Origin of the sequence: Cytobacillus firmus (genome assembly GCF_023715565.1) — a bacterium.
GTDB lineage: Bacteria > Bacillota > Bacilli > Bacillales > Cytobacillaceae > Cytobacillus > Cytobacillus firmus_C.
The window spans coordinates 41,017-62,089 of record NZ_JAMBOJ010000011.1; the positions used below are offsets into that span (position 1 = coordinate 41,017).

General features: G+C 38.3%; 24 protein-coding genes. 6 read left to right on the forward strand and 18 right to left on the reverse strand.

Annotated elements, in window-relative coordinates:
* Window positions 1-110 precede the first annotated feature (110 nt).
* Together M3205_RS06095 and M3205_RS06100 are read right to left on the reverse strand one after the other, a co-directional pair.
* Window positions 111-599 carry a YxiF family protein gene (locus M3205_RS06095; RefSeq protein WP_251169097.1) on the reverse strand — a complete coding sequence of 163 codons (489 nt, stop codon included), beginning with the start codon at window positions 597-599 and terminating at the stop codon, window positions 111-113.
* Entirely contained in the window at window positions 592-1,359 is a 768-nt protein-coding gene (locus tag M3205_RS06100; protein WP_251169098.1) for an HNH/endonuclease VII fold putative polymorphic toxin, read from the reverse strand. The genes M3205_RS06095 and M3205_RS06100 overlap by 8 nt, the downstream gene beginning before the upstream one ends.
* A gap of 366 nt (window positions 1,360-1,725) precedes the next feature.
* Here M3205_RS06100 and M3205_RS06105 point away from each other — a divergent pair, with 366 nt between their 5' ends.
* The 3 genes from M3205_RS06105 (at window position 1,726) to M3205_RS06115 (ending at window position 3,805) form a co-directional block, all read left to right on the forward strand.
* The gene (locus M3205_RS06105; protein WP_251169099.1) at window positions 1,726-2,085 is read left to right on the forward strand and encodes a YwqH-like family protein; all 360 of its coding nucleotides are present in this window, start codon (window positions 1,726-1,728) and stop codon (window positions 2,083-2,085) included.
* A 13-nt stretch (window positions 2,086-2,098) separates the two neighbouring features.
* Complete coding sequence (locus M3205_RS06110) at window positions 2,099-2,386, forward strand: YwqI/YxiC family protein (RefSeq protein ID WP_251169100.1); 288 nt, start codon at window positions 2,099-2,101, stop codon at window positions 2,384-2,386.
* A 234-nt stretch (window positions 2,387-2,620) separates the two neighbouring features.
* Window positions 2,621-3,805, forward strand: coding sequence for a DUF4317 domain-containing protein (locus M3205_RS06115; RefSeq protein WP_251169101.1), 1,185 nt, complete (start codon window positions 2,621-2,623; stop codon window positions 3,803-3,805).
* Window positions 3,806-3,966: 161 nt separating this feature from the next.
* Here the strand turns inward: M3205_RS06115 and M3205_RS06120 are convergent, their stop codons facing one another.
* The 4 genes from M3205_RS06120 to M3205_RS06135 all read right to left on the reverse strand — a co-directional run bounded on the left by M3205_RS06120 (window position 3,967) and on the right by M3205_RS06135 (window position 6,606).
* A complete protein-coding gene (locus M3205_RS06120; RefSeq protein WP_251169160.1) occupies window positions 3,967-4,290 on the reverse strand; it encodes a VOC family protein in 324 nt (107 codons plus the stop codon).
* Between the two features lie 792 nt (window positions 4,291-5,082).
* Window positions 5,083-5,625 (reverse strand): ribonuclease FAU-1 family protein, encoded by a 543-nt coding sequence (locus M3205_RS06125; protein ID WP_251169102.1) that lies wholly within the window; start codon window positions 5,623-5,625, stop codon window positions 5,083-5,085.
* Between the two features lie 151 nt (window positions 5,626-5,776).
* On the reverse strand, window positions 5,777-6,235 hold the full coding sequence (locus tag M3205_RS06130; protein ID WP_251169161.1) for a GNAT family N-acetyltransferase: 459 nt from the start codon (window positions 6,233-6,235) through the stop codon (window positions 5,777-5,779).
* Window positions 6,236-6,393: 158 nt separating this feature from the next.
* Complete coding sequence (locus tag M3205_RS06135) at window positions 6,394-6,606, reverse strand: DUF6366 family protein (protein ID WP_113884113.1); 213 nt, start codon at window positions 6,604-6,606, stop codon at window positions 6,394-6,396.
* Between the two features lie 169 nt (window positions 6,607-6,775).
* On the opposite strand from M3205_RS06135, the gene M3205_RS06140 reads away from it, so the two are divergent.
* Window positions 6,776-7,039 carry a hypothetical protein gene (locus tag M3205_RS06140; RefSeq protein WP_251169103.1) on the forward strand — a complete coding sequence of 88 codons (264 nt, stop codon included), beginning with the start codon at window positions 6,776-6,778 and terminating at the stop codon, window positions 7,037-7,039.
* A gap of 50 nt (window positions 7,040-7,089) precedes the next feature.
* Here M3205_RS06140 and M3205_RS06145 read toward each other — a convergent pair whose 3' ends face one another.
* The 3 genes from M3205_RS06145 to M3205_RS06155 all read right to left on the reverse strand — a co-directional run bounded on the left by M3205_RS06145 (window position 7,090) and on the right by M3205_RS06155 (window position 8,906).
* Window positions 7,090-7,404 (reverse strand): hypothetical protein, encoded by a 315-nt coding sequence (locus M3205_RS06145; RefSeq protein ID WP_251169104.1) that lies wholly within the window; start codon window positions 7,402-7,404, stop codon window positions 7,090-7,092.
* Between the two features lie 110 nt (window positions 7,405-7,514).
* The gene (locus M3205_RS06150) at window positions 7,515-7,886 is read right to left on the reverse strand and encodes a hypothetical protein (RefSeq protein ID WP_251169105.1); all 372 of its coding nucleotides are present in this window, start codon (window positions 7,884-7,886) and stop codon (window positions 7,515-7,517) included.
* Window positions 7,887-7,904: 18 nt separating this feature from the next.
* Window positions 7,905-8,906: a hypothetical protein gene (locus M3205_RS06155; RefSeq protein WP_251169106.1), complete on the reverse strand. Its 1,002-nt coding sequence runs from the start codon at window positions 8,904-8,906 to the stop codon at window positions 7,905-7,907.
* Between the two features lie 250 nt (window positions 8,907-9,156).
* On the opposite strand from M3205_RS06155, the gene M3205_RS06160 reads away from it, so the two are divergent.
* Both M3205_RS06160 and M3205_RS06165 read left to right on the forward strand, forming a co-directional pair.
* Window positions 9,157-9,351, forward strand: a complete 195-nt coding sequence (locus M3205_RS06160) for a hypothetical protein (RefSeq protein ID WP_251169107.1) — start codon at window positions 9,157-9,159, stop codon at window positions 9,349-9,351.
* 144 nt (window positions 9,352-9,495) lie between these two features.
* Window positions 9,496-9,951, forward strand: coding sequence for a hypothetical protein (locus tag M3205_RS06165; RefSeq protein WP_251169108.1), 456 nt, complete (start codon window positions 9,496-9,498; stop codon window positions 9,949-9,951).
* Between the two features lie 9 nt (window positions 9,952-9,960).
* Here M3205_RS06165 and M3205_RS06170 read toward each other — a convergent pair whose 3' ends face one another.
* From M3205_RS06170 to M3205_RS06210, 9 genes are all read right to left on the reverse strand, one after another.
* Window positions 9,961-10,164, reverse strand: coding sequence for a hypothetical protein (locus tag M3205_RS06170; protein ID WP_251169109.1), 204 nt, complete (start codon window positions 10,162-10,164; stop codon window positions 9,961-9,963).
* A gap of 252 nt (window positions 10,165-10,416) precedes the next feature.
* On the reverse strand, window positions 10,417-11,106 hold the full coding sequence (locus tag M3205_RS06175; protein WP_251169110.1) for an N-acetylmuramoyl-L-alanine amidase family protein: 690 nt from the start codon (window positions 11,104-11,106) through the stop codon (window positions 10,417-10,419).
* Between the two features lie 123 nt (window positions 11,107-11,229).
* Window positions 11,230-11,646 (reverse strand): phage holin family protein, encoded by a 417-nt coding sequence (locus M3205_RS06180; protein WP_251169111.1) that lies wholly within the window; start codon window positions 11,644-11,646, stop codon window positions 11,230-11,232.
* 69 nt (window positions 11,647-11,715) lie between these two features.
* Entirely contained in the window at window positions 11,716-11,871 is a 156-nt protein-coding gene (locus M3205_RS06185) for a hypothetical protein (RefSeq protein ID WP_251169112.1), read from the reverse strand.
* A 25-nt stretch (window positions 11,872-11,896) separates the two neighbouring features.
* Complete coding sequence (locus M3205_RS06190; protein ID WP_251169113.1) at window positions 11,897-15,547, reverse strand: phage tail spike protein; 3,651 nt, start codon at window positions 15,545-15,547, stop codon at window positions 11,897-11,899.
* Window positions 15,548-17,482: a distal tail protein Dit gene (locus M3205_RS25805; protein WP_251169114.1), complete on the reverse strand. Its 1,935-nt coding sequence runs from the start codon at window positions 17,480-17,482 to the stop codon at window positions 15,548-15,550.
* On the reverse strand, window positions 17,482-20,007 hold the full coding sequence (locus M3205_RS06200; protein WP_251169115.1) for a phage tail tape measure protein: 2,526 nt from the start codon (window positions 20,005-20,007) through the stop codon (window positions 17,482-17,484). The genes M3205_RS25805 and M3205_RS06200 overlap by 1 nt, the downstream gene beginning before the upstream one ends.
* Complete coding sequence (locus tag M3205_RS06205; RefSeq protein ID WP_251169116.1) at window positions 20,000-20,620, reverse strand: Gp15 family bacteriophage protein; 621 nt, start codon at window positions 20,618-20,620, stop codon at window positions 20,000-20,002. The genes M3205_RS06200 and M3205_RS06205 overlap by 8 nt, the downstream gene beginning before the upstream one ends.
* Window positions 20,617-21,033: a hypothetical protein gene (locus M3205_RS06210; RefSeq protein ID WP_251169117.1), complete on the reverse strand. Its 417-nt coding sequence runs from the start codon at window positions 21,031-21,033 to the stop codon at window positions 20,617-20,619. The genes M3205_RS06205 and M3205_RS06210 overlap by 4 nt, the downstream gene beginning before the upstream one ends.
* Between the last annotated feature and the right edge of the window lie 40 nt (window positions 21,034-21,073).

Sequence of the window (21,073 nt, forward strand, 5' to 3'; positions counted from 1 at the left end):
ATGGGTTTGGCTTGGGCAAATGCACTACATTTGGCGGGGGAATGTTGGGGGATATGTTAAATGAAAAACCTTGAAAGGCATTAAGCCATTCAAGGTTCTAATGTTTTTCCTTATGATAGTCCCCAAACACTTAACTCATAAAAATATTCCGTTCGTTCAATGCACAAACCAAAATTAAAATCTTCTGCCACTAGAATAAAATCTCCATATCCAACTGAAAAATTTGTTAATTCAATAATTTCATTTAAATGACTAAATACTTCAGTAACATTAACCAACAATGCTTCTATTTCATTTTCTCTAAAAACTAATAGTCTTCCTTGTTTTGGTATTACTTCGATATTATCAACAGTATCTTTTAACAATTGTATTGATTTTTGAATATGTTCTTTATAGTTTTCTCCTTGCAATTGAATCTTATATTCCTTTGTATTAAGTAGCGAAAACACATTCTTACAAAATAAATCATTATCTTCAATATCTAAAAAAGGTTCCTCTGTAAGATTCATGAAGTTTATTTCTTTTACCAAATTCCTTCTTCTACTTTGTCTTTTTAACAGCTTCATCTTTGTTTTTCTTTCGTCAGTCAAATTAATCACCTTTCCATGGTCGACCTTTCTTTTTATAACCAACAAAATCTTCCGGGGAATGTCCAGGGTACTGATTATATCTTCCTTTTTCCAATGGGCTTCCCTTCAAATCGTCAGCACCATGAAAGTGTGGCCCTCTCCCGAATTTATCCTCTCGGTGCTCTATGATATATTTTTTCTTACCATCTACTTCAAATTCATATACTCTTCTATTTTCAGTTGTTCCATCATAAACATCGATAGGTTTCTTGTGCTGAATAGAGTTAGGTATTCCCGCCCTTCTCTTTGCATCCCTAAATCCTCCATTTTTTGTTAATACCCTATCTATATCATCCGTACCCTTACCAGCCTTCTTCCCCGGCAAGACCACATTGCCCTTTTCCTCTTTCAATATCCTGACAAGCGCATCAAAGTCGGCCTTATTGATGCTTTTCCGTATGATCTTAGTTCCTTGTTTCCGAACCACTGCCGCAAGCGACAGGTATTCAAGTATTTCAAGCGGGGTTCCGTCAGCTATGGAGTCCAGTTCACGCACTCCTCCCAAACGGTCTTCTGGAATGGAGTCGACAAACTTGTAGCCTGTTCCTTTTTCTCCATAGAATTCCCGCACAATCCGGCCGTCCTCGTATAGATGAAATTTTCCGCCCTGATTCTCGTTGCCGATGCCATACTCGTCTATGACATCAACAGTCAGGATTTCTCGGCCGCTTAGGGAGGCGAATTCCTCCGGGCTGATTTCGTTACTGTTCAGTTCTGCTAAAGCTTTCAAAGCTCTTAACTGATAGTGGATGGTCTTTCTTTCGTAGGTATTCTGCCAGACAGCCCAAATGGAATAAGCGCCTGGCGGCAGAATCTGGCCTAGTGCAGTTAGGCCGAGTTCTTTAAAGAATTCCGGAGAGTGTATGGAATTTCCTGCTTTATGCCTGATGCCTTCTAAAAGCTCTCCATGGATTGGGCTTTATTACGAATAGGATTTTTTTACACCTTTGTATAAAACAGCAACAAATACCCATCGACAGAAAGTTTAAAATAAGAAAATCACCATTATTACATTATTTCCCTGTGATATAGTAAAATAGATTCTTTCTACCCGATTTATTAATATGAAATTGGCAGGATATAGAGGTGAATATTCATGGCTTTAGGATATTACTACAGTTTATTGGCGAAGAAACAAAATGATTTGCAGAGACTGCTGGCCAGTGAGGGAGAACTCCAAGGAAAACAGCAGGAGTTTAACCACTATCGGCATACCGTCACAAAGCCGGGTCTTTCCCCTTTTACCTGGCAGGGAAAGCTGGCAGATGAATTTGAGGATATCCGGTTTGAACAAATGCTTACGAGTTACACTGACATTGAGTCAAATCATTTTCATGATGTGTTTTCAGCCATAAGCCGGAAGCTGCAGCAGATTCAGCAGGAAATCGATTCTATCAAACAAACAATCGCTTCCCTCGAAGCACAGCTTGCAGCAGAGAGGTCAAATATAAAATGAGGAGGTATTGAGAATGAATACTGAGATTAAGCTAAGGATAAGCGATATAGAACAGGCACTTTCTAAACTTCAGTCCTCCGCTAACGGGCTCCAGCCATCCCTTCCACCCACTATTGGGCAGAATAATGTCCTTGATTTCATCAATAAATTGAACGCTTTAAATAACCAGCTTCAACAAGTTACAGAAGCCTATAAATCTCTATTGCTCCAAAATGAAGAAGCAACACGGCAATCAGTACAATTCTTAGATGAATCGGATCGGCTGCTATCCAGGGATATACATGGGGTGCAGAAAAAATAATCCCATAGCAAACATTTCATAGAATATAAGTGGCTTCCCTAAGTTTTGTCCAGCTTATGGGGAGCCTCTTTTTATACCCTCAATGCTGGCAGAATACGAGAATTTCACTGACACCTCCCCTCTTCTAAATCTCCCATTTTAAAAAAACAAAAATAAATAATAATTTATAGAGCGGATGTATTTTGTTATTCTAGTAGATATGCATATTGGGCAGTTTAGGAGTGGATTTTAACCATGAACAAAAAAGACATTGCACAGATTCGGAAACAATTTAAATTAAATAATGACTTACTAAAGATCACAGATATTTTTAACGTCTATATTATGAAGGAATCAAGTGAGATTTATCATTATGAAAGCCAGCCTTTTGAAATGCTCGATCAGGATCAGCAGGAACTCTTTATGGACAACTTCAAAAAGATGCTTGGCGGCCAATTGGATGAGAAGCTGTTTGAATTAAAGTTTCGGCGAGATGCAGAAAACAGCAGTCAGCTTATCCTTCACCAAGGATTGTTGACGAATGATGCTGAGGGCTGGACGGAACAAATGCTTCAGATTGTCGGCAAAATGCTGGAAGTCCGGCAATATGAAAAGGATATTGTCGTTACATTCATTCGCGGGGAGTATCTTAAACCCATGAAGCGCCGCAATCCAGAAGCCGAGGAAAGTGAACGGGATGCCGTTTATTCTCATCCCTTTATTCTCTGCAGCATTAATAACACGCAGGAACCGAAGAAAGAACTGCTTTTTGACTATGTCGAAAGGGAATTTAAATACCATTTTACCGTTGATCCGATTATCAACCTCAAGTCTCCCATTTCAGGGTTTCTATTTCCTTGCTTTACTGATCACGCTGCTGATGTCAATCATGTCCTGTATTCTGCAGGCAAGGTCCATGAGCCCGACCACCAGTTCATTGAGGATGTGCTAAACGGAGAAGAAACAATGACGGCGCAGGATGATAAAATCGTTTTTGAAGAAATTATTAAAGACGTAACAGGAGATCAGCTTAGCACATCTACACTTTCAAGCGTATATGAAGAGATAAACCGTATGATTGTGGAAAACGAAGAGGATGAACCCCCGAAGCTGGATTCCAAAGACGTAGAACATGTTTTAAAGGTAAGCGGCATCGAAGACATTGATTCTGAAAAGGTCCAATCCGCTTATCAAAAGATCATTGATGATGACAAATATGAAATAAAGGCAAGCAGCGTCCTGCCTAAATACAATTCTAAATCAATTAAGATCAGCACCAAAGCAGCCAACATATCCATTTGTCCGCAGGATCTTAGATATGTAAGACAAATTAATTTTGACGGCAAGCGTTACCTGATGATCGAGGTGGAAGAAGATACCGTAATTGAAGGCTTTACGATGATTCCGGAAGCATTTGGCGGGGGGCAGGATAAAGAATAAAGCAGCAGTGCTGCCTTTCGAAAGAAGTATACTATTTAAAAAAGGAATTTCCAGATAGGAATTCCTTTTTTGGCGTTATAAGCAGTTTAGGGGTTGGGACAATGTGCCTGTCCCTATGTCTCTTGTTTTTAAATACGCTATTTCTCCCAAAGCTCGACGAGTCAGCCATCAGGATCTTCAATCCAAATAAATTTTCCAAACTCACTAACTTCTTTTTCCTTAACAAGAGGTACACCAATTTGTTCAAGATGTGTAATCATCTCGTCTAAATTATGTACTTGAAAATTTAACATCACTTGTTGTTCTGCAGGAAAATAACTGTCATCCTCAGAAAAGAAAGAAAAGATCGTCTCATTTTCTAATTGGGAAGTAATCACAGTCCCATTCCAATTATCTATTTCTATCTTTAACACTTCACTGTACCATTTTTTCACCGCATCCAGGTTCTTTGTTCTCCAAAATATCCCGCCGATACCTTTTATCATTGTAACCAGCTCCTGTCTCTTTTCGTATAAATTGTTGTTTTTCACTTATCAATGTTGTCAGTTGATTTCCGCTTCAGGATGCTCGCTTTCCACGGGGCGGGCGGTGAGAGCCTCCTCGACGCTGCGCTTCTGTGGGGTCTCACCTGTCCCGCTACTCCCGTAGGACGTTGAATAAGCTACCTTGAGTAAACACCGCACGAAGAGAATGCGAATGCATTTTCGAGGATCTCGCACCTTCCGCTACAATCAACTCAGTAACTATAATATAAATAGCAACAAACATTGGGAAAACAGCCTTATTTTTCAATTACATTAGAGGTTCGAGATGTAATGTTAAGCTCCTTCTTCAACTGGAAGAGAGGAGTTATGACGGGATAACAAAAACAAACGAAATGAAAAAAGAGGCTTCTCACGAGTTTGAACAACTCATGAGAAACCTCTTTTTTTAGGTGAGAAATATTAGCATTTCTCTTTTCCCTTACATATCAAGGGGTTTGGGCGATGATTACATCATGCCGCCCATCTTTTGTGCCATTTTCGCTACTTTTCAAAACCTTTCATATACCTAGTTCTTTCTATAATATACGTTTATTATTTTTCGCGTTTTTTTGCATCCTATTACTTCATTTGTGATTTTTATGTGATTTTACATAGACTAATTCAATAATAAAATTTTACTTCCTAACTAAAATAATTAAACAGCATAAACTCCTTATTTAACTGAAGCACCCTATAGTTTAAGTGCATTTAATCACAAACTTTCCCTATAACAAGCAAAGAAATCAAATTAATTTAATTTAATTTATCGACTAAAATTTCTTTATGGCGATTAGACAGATTAACCAGTCGAAATTCACCTCTGTTTATTTGTTTTTTTATAATGTTTAGTTCACCCCAAGCCAAATCATAAAGTGACCTATCAATAATACCTTTTTTATATGCCTCTTCAAGTTCTTCAGCATCTTTTTCAATTAACTCACCTGATGGTAACAAGACAAGATCCAAAAATAAATCATCCATCCAAGGGACATTATTTTCAATTGAGTTTTTATAACAAATATCGATATACCATTGAACTATTTCTCCTTTTGCATTAAACATTGTTGTTACCGAATGGTTTTTCTCTAGAGGAAATTGTTGCAACCACATATAACTATCATCAACTATACATATATTTTTTTTCCCGTAACTAACTGATAAAGGTTCTGTTACTTTTATTGTATTTAATAATGTTATATACCCCTTAAATTCCTTAGTATCAAGATATGACTGTGCATATTTTCTTTTTATGACTCGTTTCCATTCAGAACGGTCTCCAAACTTCCTTTTTAGCATATCCATCCCCCTAAGATCATTCTCCTAAATTATACCATTCGTTTATTTGAATTAGATTTCTTATTAAACAAAACTGCGCCGTTTGTTCAATAAGAAAAAGCCACCTGGTTGGCAACTGGATCATATAACACACCATTTTCTTAATAACACTTCACATATTAAATAGGCTTAAATTATGTGTTGAATTTGGATAAATATTTTCCTTTGAAAATCCAAGGGAGGTATAAAATTTATCTCCTTGTTCTGTATCTGTATGAAGTACTAAAACATTATAAAAGTGTTTTGCATCGTTAATTATTTGAGTTAACAAAAGTCTTCCAAGACCTTTCCTTCGATAATCCTTAGAAACATAGAACCTTCTCAACCGTCCAACTTTTTCATCATTTGAAAATGGATCTATATTAAGCCCTCCAATAGCAATTAGTACACCTTCTTTGTTAAACAAACCATATAAAGATTCCCCAGGCTTATTAAATTTATTAGTGCCATTTTTATAATCATTAACTAATCTTTCAAGAAACCTAAAGCCCTCTTCTTTGCTTTCCTTAACTAAATGGGTTATATCAATATAAAACAATTTTTTTAATTGCTTCACTTTAAAATCTTCCATATCTTCCTCCGAAAAAAGGTTTATTTGATTAAGACTTTCTCGTAAATATATTAAAAATCCTTCTACCACAAAACTGCCCCTTTTTTAAATAAGAAAAAAGCTGCCTGATTAGCAGCTGGTCTTGAAAATAAGCTACTTATAGATGTATATGCTTAACTTCAAAAAATCAGTTTATATAAAACAAATCCACCTATTAATACAACAATTAATACTCCTGTACCTTTCCAGCCCATACCACCAGTTAAATCATTTAGATTCCCATTACTTCCTCTATTTAATGAATCTTGTAAGGAACCAGTTGGATTATTTTTTAATTCACTTTGTCTTATTCGTTCTCTTTTTTCTTCAGGTGTTTCATCGTGATTATTCAAATTAAACACCCCCTACGAATAGTTTCTAATGTGAATATATTCTATATTTCATCTTCTATACCTTTTTCCACACCTGCCCCATTTGTTGAATAAGGCATAAGTGTTTTACATATATTGAATACAGAACACTAGTTCGAATATAATTAAATCAAAAAAGGAAGTTACTAAAATGAGGGTAGTAATCCAAATCATACTGAATATTGAAGGGAACAGAGGTTTAAGAAATGGAGAGTTTTTTGTCCCGGACCGAGAGTTTAAGAATGATTCTAACTTTGCTGTTTCAGTTGTGGCCTATGAATGGATCCAGCAGCAATGGAGAGAAACCGGATGCAGGGATATGGTTATTGAAAAGGTTACTTGGAACGTGGAAAATGATATTACTGAAGATGTAAAAAAGATTAAGCCAATAGTAATGGACGATTTACCCTTTTGAAGACCAAAATTAAATAAAAGCCCTCTTCTTTAGTAAGAAGGGGCATTTTTTCAAAAAACCGATGCAATAGTAATTAATGAACTTGCTGTTCCTAAAATTCCATTCAAAAACTTTATCATTTGTTTCCCTGTGATCTTATCATCTTTTTCAGTAGCTAATTTTAATTGTTGTGCAAAAAATTCCGCTTGTTCTCTTTTTTGGTCGTCTTTTATCTCAGAGATTTTAGTAGCAAGTTCGTTGAATGCATTATCCAATTCTCCTGAATTTACTACTTTAGATTGCTGTACATTCTCGGATTGGATAACTGTATTATCACCAAAATTATTTCCAAAAAAATCTCCCATTTTTTTGCTTTGGTCCGTCATGATATCTCCCTTGTGTTCGTAATTAATATTAATTGATAAGTTTTCAATGTTTACCTTGGCTTCAAAAAGGTCCGCTAGAGTTGTACCTCTAGATCCAAGTAGCGATTGATTTAAACTAATGCTAGGTTTCTTGCTAACGGATTTAAATTCCGCTTTTTTTTTACATATTGTTTATATTCGGGTAAAAAGTCAAAAGCTACCCATATTCTTTCGGGGTTAGGTATATATTCAACTCCACATATGTGGCATATTCTTTTTTCATTAGATAATTCATGAGGAGACTCTACCGCGAAATCGCTATCACCTTCAGGACATTCCACTTCAAAGGTAACTCTGAGCTTTTGTCCAACTAATTGTATAAGATATTCAGTAACGGCTTTTAAGTCATGTATACCAGATCGGTTACATATATAACGGGGTGAAAAATGACTTTTGTTTTCTAGAGCCATTTCCTCTAATATTTCATCAATTATAAATAGCACGGTGGGTCACCTCACTTTTTAAATATCTATGGCCAATTGTTCCTCAATATTCTCATGTTCTTCTTCTGGTAATACTTCGTAATTTTCATCTAAAAATTCATCAATGTCAACATCAGAAGGATATCTTATCTGGATTATTTGGTCTAAAACATATGAAATAACTTCTTCTCCCGCCTTTGATCTAATCCATAAACCTTCATCTGTAATAACATAAGAAATGCTATCCTCATAACCAAAACTATACCTATAATTAAAAACTAATGTTTTTTTCTTCATTGGTTGATTACTAAATTCTTGTTTATATTGTTCATCACTTTCTAAATCATCGATTTGGGTATGTGCTGTAACTTCTTTAGTAGCATAGGGACCCTCAATCATTTTATGTTTTGCTGCACGCAGTCTTGCTTGCAGTCTTTGAGCAAGATCATTAGCTTGCTCTTCAGTAAGCTTGGTAGCCTTTTCCCATACAATATCATTTGGATCAATATCCATTATTTCAATTACTGAATCTCTAAAGACCTTATTTTGCTCGTGACCGGCTCTTACTTCAACAGCAAATGGTGAAAAATGGATTATTACATATTCTACTATTTGAGGGCTTCGCGATACTATTTGAAAGTCTTCTAGGTATCTTCTCGGTGTCCCGAGGAATGAAAACGCTAACACTAACTTCGTTCCAAGATCATGTGCACTTATTAATTTAGGTGTTTTATCTAAAGTAGGTCGGATCCCAGACGAAAAGATTGCTGGGGTATATTTATTACCCAACCTGGTTTTAAAGTAATCCTTATTATGCCAATCTGGTGAAATACCTTTCATAGCAATATTCAAATTTACAGCAGTGCTTCCTGCAAATTTAAATTCATTAGCTAATTCCATTCCAGTTGGTGCATCCTGATCAGCAATTGCTGAGGCCATATCCTCAGTAGAATTTAATTTAGTATTAATTCCTTTATTTCGAATTACTTTTTTTAATGCACCTGAAGGTACTTCCATAACCAATACATCTTTTAGCTGCAATTAGAACCCTCCTTAACTAAGAAACATCTAAATTCGACATTATTCTATTTTACATAAACTGTCAATATTTTGTTTCTTTTAGATCAAGGATTATTTAGTTTTATATTCTTCTTAAAAGGTATTTTTCCTTCTAAATTATAGAATAAAAAATCTAGCTAGCTTTCTTTCAGACGAATATTGAATTCACAAATTAGACACAAGGACTTTTATCCTACTTAGATGAATTATTTAGCTGAAGGGAGGGAGTTTAATGGGGGATGTATATTGCTGTAACTGTGATAATGTCATAGAAGAGCATGATGAAGTTATTTTAAGTTCCATACTTTTAGGAGTTGTGTGCCATCGCATTTGCAATCTCTGGCATGAGCCTGCCATATTCGATAAAGGATTGTACTGGTATATGAGAGAAAAGCATCCAGATTACTTTTATTTTGTAGAACAATAAGACGAGAGCCCCTCTCATCGTGAGAAGGGCTTTTTTATTACGAATAAAAAAATTACATAAAAGTGGGATATTTTTATTGTTTGGGGACAATTTAAGATTGTTTAAACATGGAGGTGAGTAAATGAACAAATTATTGTAGCCCTGTTGTTTGTAAGTGTATGGTTTTTGCCACTTCATCCAAAAGCAGAATTTCAAGTCCCTACTTTAAAAGAAACTGATCAATGGAAAGTTGAGTTACTGGCACCATCAAAAGACAAAAAATTAGCACAAGGTGAAAAGGGAAGATACGAGGTATATAGTCTAATAGTAACAAATAAAAATGAAAAGGCTCAGAATGTTAGTGTTCGCGGTTTTAGAAACGAACCAGGTACAAGTAAAATGTATGGTTTAGCGCCGCAAATGGAAAGTGATTCAATTAAAAAAGGACAAACCTTTAGTTTTAAAAATTTTCCTGTAAAAGCAGGAACAGAAAAATTAGAGTTTATTATTATGTGGGAGGAGGAGCCCTATACCTATAAAGACGGAACCAAGGCTACTTCCGGAAGAGCATATAAAGAAACATTTGTCTTCACCCCAAATAAACGAGCCCCTCTCGATTGAGAAGGGCTTTTAATATGGACTACCAAATAGTGAACTATCGTTTCCCTTTTTTTCTCTTTCTACCATGGTCAAGAAGCCGACAATAAACCCAAACCATATATTCGAAGCAACTACCCCAACTCCAGCTGCACCTATATTGATTAAATACCAAACCAAAACGCTAAAGAACGTTGTAACTGCCAGACAAGTAACTGTATATAAAAGATTTAACATCTGTCATTCCTCCTTTATAAACAACTAATACGCTAAAAATAACACAAAGGGTTCTTGATTAAATTAGATGTTCCAAAGTGGAACTTTTTTTGTTTATGCAAAAAAATAATGCCCCGGATTTTTCATCCAGGGCTGATTTTTCACTATCTTTTTAAACATTTTGTACCAAGTATTCCTGCCTACGATACCATCACTTAACAACGGCGGGCCTGATGTTCTATAATCCTTCTCGATTGAAAAGGGCTTTGTTTATTATTTGACACGCAAGCGTTGACCAACATAAATGGTATAGTTTGCATCAAGGTTGTTCCAATCTTGGATCTGCTGGACTGTGCTTCCATAGGTTCTGCTTAACGAATATACTGTATCTCCAGATACAACAGTGTGGTATACTGCTGAGCTCTTCTTAGGAAGATTAAAACTTTTCACAATCCCATTTACATGACCGCGAGCAAGGTTTTCAATAAAGGTGCTTGATTTTAACTTAGCTGCATCATTGGCATTATCTATAAAGCCATTTTCGGTCAAAATTGCTGGCATGCTTGTTTCCCTCAGAACATGGAAGTTCGCTTGCTTTTTACCACGATCATAAAAATCAACCAGCTTAATTATTTCAGCATGGATATTGTTTTGATATGTGGTTGTAGGAGTCCCAACTCCTGGATAAACATAATCTTCATATCCAGTTCCTCCGCCTGCATTAATGTGGACTGACAAGTAAAAATCAGCTGCCCATGCATTAGCAGCGTTAGTACGCTCAGATAAGGAAACAGTCTGATCTCCAGTACGGCTCATCCGGATAGAAACATTATCATATTCTAGCGTCAAAATATCTTTTATACGTGTTGCAATTTGAAGTGTTAGATTTTTCTCCAGAAGTCCGTTTCCGACTGCACCTGGATCTGTTCCGCCATGTCCTGGATCGATAAATACTTTTACCATATTTAATCACCTCTAATATTATTTTTATACCCGTTTAAATTTAACTGCTTGTACTCCTGTCCTTCATTCCTACATAACAATCACCCCCTTCAAGGCATAAGAAAAGCCACCCCGGAGGGCAGCTTATTTAACAAATTTGTCGTGATCATCTTTCAACTGAATAAACTTTTCTGATAAAAATTTCGGTAGCTTCACATCAAGCCTTCCAAGATTCTCTATTAAACTAATGCCTTCTGTCCCAATTAAAAACATAAGCATCGCATAACGGATGAACTGTCCCTCATTTCCTAAAACAATATCTAGTTGTGTAGCAACGATCACTAAAGTAAACATTGCTCCTTTTTTCATTAAACCTTTAAAAGCATTTTTTGAAGAAACTTTATTTGTATAAAGCGCAGCAGTAATACCTGTCAAGTAATCCAACGACATCAAAATAACAAAAGCTATAAGTAGTTTATCGATTCCTCCAAGTAAATAGGCGATGGAAGAAATTCCACCGCCTGTGATAGCTACCCATAAAGTATCTGTGTTATGTTTCATGTTCAATATTCCTCCTTAATTAAATAAAAACACCTTTAGTAAGGCGTTATTTTTAGATTTCCTATAAAATTAACGTCTCCGTTGTTTGTTTGAACCTTTTCCTTCCTTCGACTCAATTAGCTTTCCTTCAAGTTCCTGGACTTTGTCGAGCAGTTCATTGTTCAGCTTTGCAGCATGATCAAGCCGGGCTTTTAAGATGATATTTTCATAATTAAGCCTGCCCATTTCACTTTGAACAAAAGGATCTATGTTAATTTGTTGGTTCTGTTGGAGATTCTGTTGGTTCTGTTGGGTTTGTTGGTTCGTCTGATTCATTTGGATTCATCCCTTCAATTATTGTTTTAAGTTCATTTATTTCTGTTTTTGCATCCATCTGCATTGCATATAGTTCTTGAATACCTTTAAAGGATAGCGAGTTCATAGCATATCCATCAATGGCCTTTTGTGGTGTGACAATGTCAATGGAAGCTTCCTGATAAAGTATTCCAATCCGTTTCTGATCTACTCCCGGAACATCACCTTCTAAGTAATATCGCTTTATAGGAGTAGCAAGGATTTCTTGCAAGGCTGATTTTGTATACAGTTCAATTTCGCTCTTTAGATTTTCATCAGAAGTATAAGTGGTTGAACGTACTTTCAAATCATTTGAAGGAATGTTTACAATCCCGCCTGATCCTGCTGAAAGGGTTAGTTCCCCGCCTGATATTTCGTTTCTGAGTGTGAAACCGTTGCTTCCCGCGCTCCCAAATCCCATGTATGCTGTTCTTGTGGTTCCACCATTTTTAAAATACTCCACATATACATGGTCACTTCCATAAAGCTGAAGCAAGTCACTGTTGTTTTCAATTCTAAGTGTGCCTTTAAAAACAAAATCTCCTGAGTTCAGAATGTCGAACTTCATTCCGTTTGGAGAAGAAAGCAAAGTTCTGTACGCTGAAGGTGTATAAGATCCATCTTCTCTTATGTCAAGAAGTAGGCCTGTATGTTCTGGATCTGTCGAATTCTTTTTGCTTAATCCGATCCCTAGCCTGTCAGTGTAAATATACATAGGCCGTCCTGTTATATCTCCGTCTAATGAATCTTTAAGGCCAACAATATCAGTTGCAATAAGTCCTGCATCTATAATCGTGTTGGAGGGTTCGTATTTATATTCATAAGGTAAAAGGTTGCCCGGAACATTATATGCAATGAGATCTTCCCTTAAAGTTTTCTCTATCCCAGTTCCGACTTCGAGATTTAGCCTGCCAGATCTAAGAATTGTGGTTTTTACTTTTGCGGCATCTCCGGGAGTAAAATATTTGTTTTGATGAATAGCGCCATTATAAATAGTTGTACGTTCTGTTACAGCATCAGGATTATCCATAGTTTGGATAGTTGCGCTTGTTCCGTACATGTAAATGTTCCCGCCGTAAAAAGAACCCGCTTGGATTGTTGGCGAATTTATAGATACCCCCGCTTCAAGTGTTCCGGCAAATTTAACATTTCCGTTTGCGTCGACAACAAACTGATCATTGATGTTCAAACCTTCCCAAGCTTTAAGGTTCTTAGCTTCAATGTCACCTTGAACAATTAAGTTCCCTCTAAGCCTGATTCTTACATCTGTTTCCCGGACATAAAGCTTAGTGCCTGATGTTGAAGTGTAAAAATAAACTTCCCAATATGCAGGCTTCTTTCCTGAATACGCATTTTCAGGGATCTTTCTGGAAAATTGGCATCGTGTTACGGTATTTGCCGGAACTGAAACAATGCTGCTTAATACAAAAGTATCAAGCCAAGAAGTTCCATCTTCAAAGTACACCCGGATAGTCATGTTTAAAGATGGTGCTGTTCCTGTATTTTGCGCATACAGAAGGAAGTCAAAGGCAACTTCATCCCCATCATCAGGAACAGGCCTGTTATACTGTGCCGGATCAGTATCTTCCATAAGATAAATCCAGCTAGTTAAAGCGCTCCATTGATACCAAGTTTCACTGTTCAATGTTACAGCTTTCATATAGCCATATTTCAATTCTTCAGCAGTAGAAATATTGGCCCCAAGCTGCGCCCTTACGTCAATTCTGGCTACATTCAAATAGTCTGAAGTGATTTTATTAGCGCTTATATTTCCGATCTTGGCATTTGTTACAGCTAAATCAGCTATTTTGGCTGTGTCCACCGCTAAGTCGGCAATCTTCCCCCGGTTTACGGCAAGATCTTGTATATGTGCTGTACCAACCGCTAAGTTAGCAATGGCAGCTGATCCAACGGCAGCTTTCGCAATATCCGCTGAATCAATGACAAGCTTGTTTGCTGATGAACGATCAATTTTATTATTTCCTACGGATCCTGTAGCAAGCTTTTCAGCTGTTACCATCAGATCAGCAAGATCTGAAGAACCAATGCGCGCTGTTGTTGCTGTTCTTTGGTCTGAGAAAGGCCCGGCTGTTCCGGCCCGGTTTACTCCCCGGACTTTTACATAATATTGCTGATTAGGCGCTCCTTCATAAGTGAAAATGCTTGCTGCAGTTCTGGCAACTAAGTTTGAAGAATCAGGCGTGAAATTTGGAACAGTTGAAACATACACTTCATATTCCTTCAAGTAGCTTCTAAGGTCAGCATCCCATTCAATAATCACTTTGGAGAAAGCCCCTGTCGCCTTCACAATCGGCTTGGCAGGCGTTATATCTGCAAAGTCTGTGTCATCTATAGGATCCTGAACACCATCCCAAACACCCTCTTTTCCATCAAGCTTACTCTCTACACGTTTCAGCCTGGAAGAAAGATCTGTGAACATCGGGAGGAAGTTGCCCAAAATGACTTCTGTGTTTTCAGGCTCCGCTAAATCGCGCCTAATTTCAATTACCCGCGCTTCAATCCTTAAAGCAGGAGTGAACTCTTTATCAATCACAAAAACGGTATCACCCAGGCGAACTTTTTCATGAGAAAGGCCCGCTATATCTTCCAGATCCAAAACGGACATTTCATATGTTACCCTGAGAGTATTAATAGTTTGGAGATAATCCCATGTTTTCTGTAGCAAAACTTCAGGATCTGTTTCCTCTCCATCCTCAAACACTCCAACCCTGTGCTTTTTTTGTCCTGTTTCTGGATCAATGCGCCCAAACCGTTCAAGAGCTTCGGGATCCCCAACCCATTCCTGGCCTGCCGGCTTGTCTACTGGATCAATACCTGAACCATTCCAGACTACATCAGCAAAAGTTATACGCCTGGTGAATCCACCTGATTCCGTTTCTTCCCCTTTTCCGCGCCCATATAGTGCTGTTTTGGGCTGTGAAACAATAGTCCTTTTGATTGAAAGTAAATCTTTTCCTAACTCGAATCGTTTTCCTGTATCAGCTCCCCTCCGGGCAAGTAAATCAACAAAACGCCCTGTAATCTTACTTCCATCAAAATATATACGCTTCTTCAGTTCCCCGCCCCAGGTTTCAATTATCTTCTGGATAGAAGAAACAGCCGATTCATAATAAAAGTTTGTCGTTCTCAGGCCAAGATCTGCAACGGTTCCTTTCTTGAATCGGCTTTTGGATAAGGCATCAGTCATAGCGCTGTCTGCTGTGTCATTTATCGTCCTTAAATCCTCTATAATGTCGTCGACCATTTCAAAATAGGAATGCTCTGCATAAGCCTTGGTTGTTAATTGGGATCCACCATGTTCTTCTTCTGTTTTGTAAATCTGAAATAGCTGATATTCCCCATCAACATCTTTGAATAAGACTAGATTATTTCTCTTTACGTGTGCAGCTGCATCATGATCAGCCGGAACAGAGAATTCAAAGGTATGGTCTTTATTTAATTGTTCTGTGTGAACGGCATCAAAAAAAGGGCATTTCTTGCTGCTGTCATTTTGCAGAACAGCAAGAAGCCCTTCGGTTTGCCCATCCAATAGGAAAATCTTATTCATTTATAGCCACCTCTTTGTATATCTGACAGTTCCGTTCCCGCCCCCTACTGTCAGGGTACTGCTGCCTGATTTTATGGCGAAAAAGTCAGAATCAATGTCCAGGCTGCTGATTATGTCAGTTGTTCCGTTAAGTGTGATTGTTCCGCGCTCATTGTCAATCTTCACTTTATCCCCTGTGGCTAAACTCCGCTGAATGGCTATGAATTCGTCACCGTTTGACACCTTTATTCCTTCGGTTTTGGATAGCAATACTTTCAGTTCAATATAATCCGTTTCAATGGTTGAAGGTGATATTCCGTTTGACGGTTCAGCATAGGCCAAGAAGTGACAAAATCCATTTGAATCAATTCCGTCAGAAAGCGCTGAATTTGGCAAAGCATAAGAAATTAAGGCAATTCCATTTGTGTCATTACTCTGCGCGAATGTGTTCCAACTTCCTGTTGCTCTCCATCTTGTGAAATTCGCTTTATCCTGCCCCGCCTTCAATTCGACTTCCAACTCTACATAATCGGTTCTTATTTGACCGCTTGTCGTACCGTCAGAAGCTTCTGAATAGGCCACACAATGAAGGAAACCATCAACATCAATAAATACCGTTGTTGCTGTTGTGTCAAATTCAATAATTGCAACAGTTCCGCTTGTGTGGCTCCTTGGTGTAGAATACCAAGCTAAAGTATCCCCTCTCCAAAGGTTCAACCAAGCTGCATTTCCTGAAGGCCCAATTCCGTAACCATGCCAATTCACCCTGAGTAAAGAAATGTTGTCTTTTAACCACTGAATCTTATCAGCTGTTGTCGCTCCTGGAACCGTTACGCTGTACTTCCTTTGTACATACTCAATTAAATCAAAAGAGAACAGCATTTGTGCTATATTCCCGGCAGCAGAAGCACTTTGTGCAACAATGGTTCCATTTAAAGACTCAATAGTTCCATACCCTGTTGTACCTGTTCCTGTGTCAAGTTCAACAGTATGACTTGTAGGAGATACAGGAGCACTTGCAACACCATGCCTATAAGCTTTATGCGGATTTTCTACGGTACTTCCTTTAACCTTCCCGACAAAGTTCGCTATGCCTGTAGGGTTCGCCTGCTTATTCGTTCCCTTCCCCCACCAATTAGCCGTAATTTGGCTTATATTCGTTTTCAGCCATTGCACCTGTTCAGCAAGGTTTGCACCTGGTACGGTGAAACCGAATTTTCGCTTGATTAGGGCTATTAGGTTGAAGGAAAACATCTGCATGGCAATATTTTTGTAAGTTGAATTTAAGTGCCTTGTTACATTTCCATCAAGAAAAGAAGCATTTATATATGAACCCTGTGGGATTTCGAAAGGAATATTTGCGGGTTCTCTTAACGTTGGGTAACTTGTAAATTTGATTGTATGTGGATTTTCTACCGTACTCCCGGCAATTTTCCCTTCAAAATTATCAGGCCCCGCTGATCCATCTGCTGTAATCTCAATAACCGGGAAAGTTTCCGCTGTTCCATCATTGTCAATGGTTAAGGAATTCCCTGAAATCGATGCAGCTGTTTCAGAAATGGCATAAGCGAACGGATCCGGGCAAAGGAATTCAATTTCAGCCACCCGCTTTATGAACATGCCCTCAAAGTCTGTATTCTCAGTTATGACTGCATAATATTTCTTGTCTGGTTCATCATCGAATATCAATTCCCCTGGCCCATCATAAGGATTAAGCCATGCAGCAATTTCTCTTATTTTGCTTCTGAAATTAGAAAGAGAAGAACCATATAGGGTTATTTCAGCCCTGATTCTTCTCTCCTGAAATCTATATCCATAATAATGAAGGCCATGCTTTGAAGCTGTCTGTGCAGTACGGCTTTCAATGTCCGGGAGTGTATCGCGCCCTGATATATTAGCAATTCTTAGCCCTTTCTCTGATGAATGAATACCTCTATAGGTGAATCCCCAGTCCACTAATTACCACCCCCCACACGATTATGCCGACTTTCAAGATCAGCTAATTTAATTGAAATGCTCCTTGCATCCCTTTCATTTCGGACATTTGGCATATGAAGATGAATTTGTTTGGTTACTTCTCCCGCCGGTACATTTGAGCCTGGCATGTTATCCGCAATTTTCTGTCCGATCATTCCTAAAACGGATGGAGAAAGTGGGATAGCTGCTTCATCATACATTTTGTTATCCCCTAATCCATAAAGACCTGGGCTATTTGGAGGAACAATACCACCCTTTGCCAGCCATTGAACATCAAAGTCAGGATACTGCACACCCATAAATCCCGTTTTCATTGATACACTTACTTTCGGAAGCTTCGGCTTTGGGATTTTGATTTTCATTTTGTTAAATGCTCGAACAATTGTATCGATAATACCAAGGACTGTATCCTTTGCTGTTTCAATAGGGTTTGTAATGAAATCTTTGATTTTGTTAAAAATCGTCGATACGGTTGTCTTCATTCCCTCAAAGATAGATACCGCCCTGTCCCTTAAACCTTGAGCAGTATTCACTACACCAGTTTTAATTGATGTAAAGATAGATTTGATGACACCGCTGAAAGACTGAAATATTGAGTTACCCCTTGTCCTGAACAGGTTAAATAATGTGATTACTGCATCAACAAAATCGTCCACAAGGTTCCATGCGCCATTCCAGGTATTCTTGAAGAAGTTAATAATCTTGGTACCAAACTCTTTTATTAGATTTACTCCGCCCTTAACAAAGGCGCCAATGCCCTTTAAAATCCTGCCAATAAACATCAGGTTCAGAAGGTTCCAGATAAACTCTACAGCGCCACCCAGCAATTGTTTAATGCCATCCCACATCATGGACCAATCACCAGTAAACAAGCCTGAAAACACCTTGATGGCACCCATGATAATATCCAGCGCTCCATTAATGACTCCCTTTATGCTATCCCACACCATTTGGACAACAAAAAGAACTGCAGGCATAACAAAATCAATGACTGCCTTGATTCCATTGAATACATTTGTGACGGCCTCGAGAAATTGGGGGCCAACTTCATCCCAGAACTGCTTTATCTGAGCAATCTTTTCACCTATGAAGCTAGCAACAACCTCAAAGACCTGAAGGCCAATCTCCTTGATTTTGAGAAAGGCTCCATTTACTTTTTCTCGGAAAGTCTCAGAGTTTGTGTATGCAGCGACTAATGCTCCGACAAGTAACGCTATGCCAGCAATCACTAGTGCGATTGGAGCTGTTATCGAGCCAAAAAGTCCAGCGAGAACTCCTACACCTTGAGCAACAAAGCCGATTATCATCAACAATGGACCAAGCGCTGCCAGAATAAGCCCGATTACTACCACAACATTCTGGGCAGTAGGAGATAGATTGTTGAACCAATCAGATAGCTGTTTAATTGCATTGTTTACTTTCGGAAGTACCCGATCTGCCATATCAAGCAAAATATGACCAAGTGGCTCTAGTGACGACATCATTTTTCTAAATGACTTTTGAAGTCGTTCCCCAAAATTATCATGAAGTGCATCAGCTGCCCTTTGTGTAGTACCTTCTAACCCTTTAATACCCGTCTCTGCACCCGCCATTGCAAAGATGACCTTCTCTCGAAGATCTTCATACTGAGTCCCGAAAAGATCAGTTGCAAGCTGGTTCCTTAGAGTGGCATCTTCAACTTCCATCAATTTCTTAACAATTTCTTGGAAGGCCTTATTTCCTTCTTCTCCACCTTTGGCTATTTTGCCGACATACTCCTCGGCATTGAGACCCATCGACTTGTAAGCTTCTACAGTAGCTTTGTCAAGAGCTCCCATTCGCAGATGACTTTCCTTAATTGCGTCCCCAACTTTGTCTAGGGACCACGCGCCCGCATCAAACCCTGCTTTCAGTGCATTTAAGGTTTGCTCCCCAGTATATCCAAGCTCGCTAAACTGAGGGCTATATTCACGAATTGTATCTAAGAATTCACCAGTGTAATCAAGACCGTTTTGGAATCCCCAAGTAAGCATGTCCATGGCTTTTGAGGAATCAATCCCAAAATCCTTCATTAATTGGCCAGCTGCACGGGTGGATTCGTTTAAATCTGCATCAAACCTCTGAGATAGAAGATAAGCGCCTTTAGTTACATTAGCAAGGTCTTCTTTATTCAAATCACCGAGATTATGTTTTACATTGACTATAGAATCCGCAACATCCTCAAGGCTTTCTCCCCAGCCATCTACCCAGACATCTTGTGCAATATCAAGGAGCTTTTGAGCTTCAGTTCTGGTAATACCCAAACCTGATTGGATTCTCCCTAAGGCAACCTGTGTGTCGTTCGCCATTTTACCGGCCGCTCCACCGACTGCAGTAAGGGGTAAGGATAAATACTTACTTAAATTTTCTCCCGTTGTCCTAAGACTTTCGCCAACTTCACTCATTCTGGTTTGTAAATCTCGAAACCCTTGCTCCACGCCATCATCATTTATCCTGGTGTCGATTTCAATACGGCCATCAGCCATCTTTCTTCACCACCTTGGCGTTTGCTCTGAAAGTATGAGCCAGAGCATCAAAAGCACTATCGATTTGTTCAGCTGCAGGGCGATCATCGAGTGAATACAATCTTTTCATTTTTTGAACATGCTCGATGTATTCTCTAGAGGACTCCTTGCTATTAGGAACCTTCATTTCTCTGTAACCAATGACTTGTTTAAGCTTTGATTTATCATCTAAATGGGATAACAAGGCATTAAACTTCTTCCAATGCAGTTTTCCATGCATCTCAAAGAGATCGATTTTGTAACACGCAAAAAAAGACGCATAAATAAGATCAGCGTCCTTTTTGAAATCATATATTTTCTTTTTCTTTTCACTTTGCTCATCCAGGTTGATATCCAGAAACTCTTTCATCAGGAACTTAAAGAGCTCAAACCCTTCTTCCCACGATTGGTAATTTGAAATTTCCTCAACCACAAGCATAGTGATTGCCAAAAACGGTTTTTCTTCCTCAAAAAAGGTATCGTCATCAAACATTTCGAATAACCGCAGCACGTTATCAAACGCTAAATCAACATGATAAACCTTTCCTTCCCATTCGAATGAATCCTCGAATTCATCCGTAAGGAGAAAACTCATCGTTTATTTCCGTTATGGAGCTGCTTTTTATGCTTAGTGTATTTATGTGCACGTTCATTGCGCACTTTATTGGTTTTTTCTCCAACTAATTCGGCCAGGAATTCAACAAGATCCATCATGTTAAATAGCGAACGACCCGACTGCTCATATAACTTATTGAAACTGCCATCACCCAGCAATTTATCAATAGTCTTCTTTGTTAGGTCAATAGCATGGTCAAACTGTTTTAGCTCATCGTCTTTTCCTAATTCGCTGGTATTTACAGACTGCATGTTTTGCGATTCGGCATAAAACTCATTGAAAGACTTTCGATATTCTTTTAGCTTGGCGTCAGAAAAATCGATTTTATATAATTCACCATTGATCTTTAATTCTTCATAGGATTTCTTAAAATCAAATGACCGCATTGTCATAATATCCACCCTTTCAAGTAAAAAAGAGCCGCTTTGAACG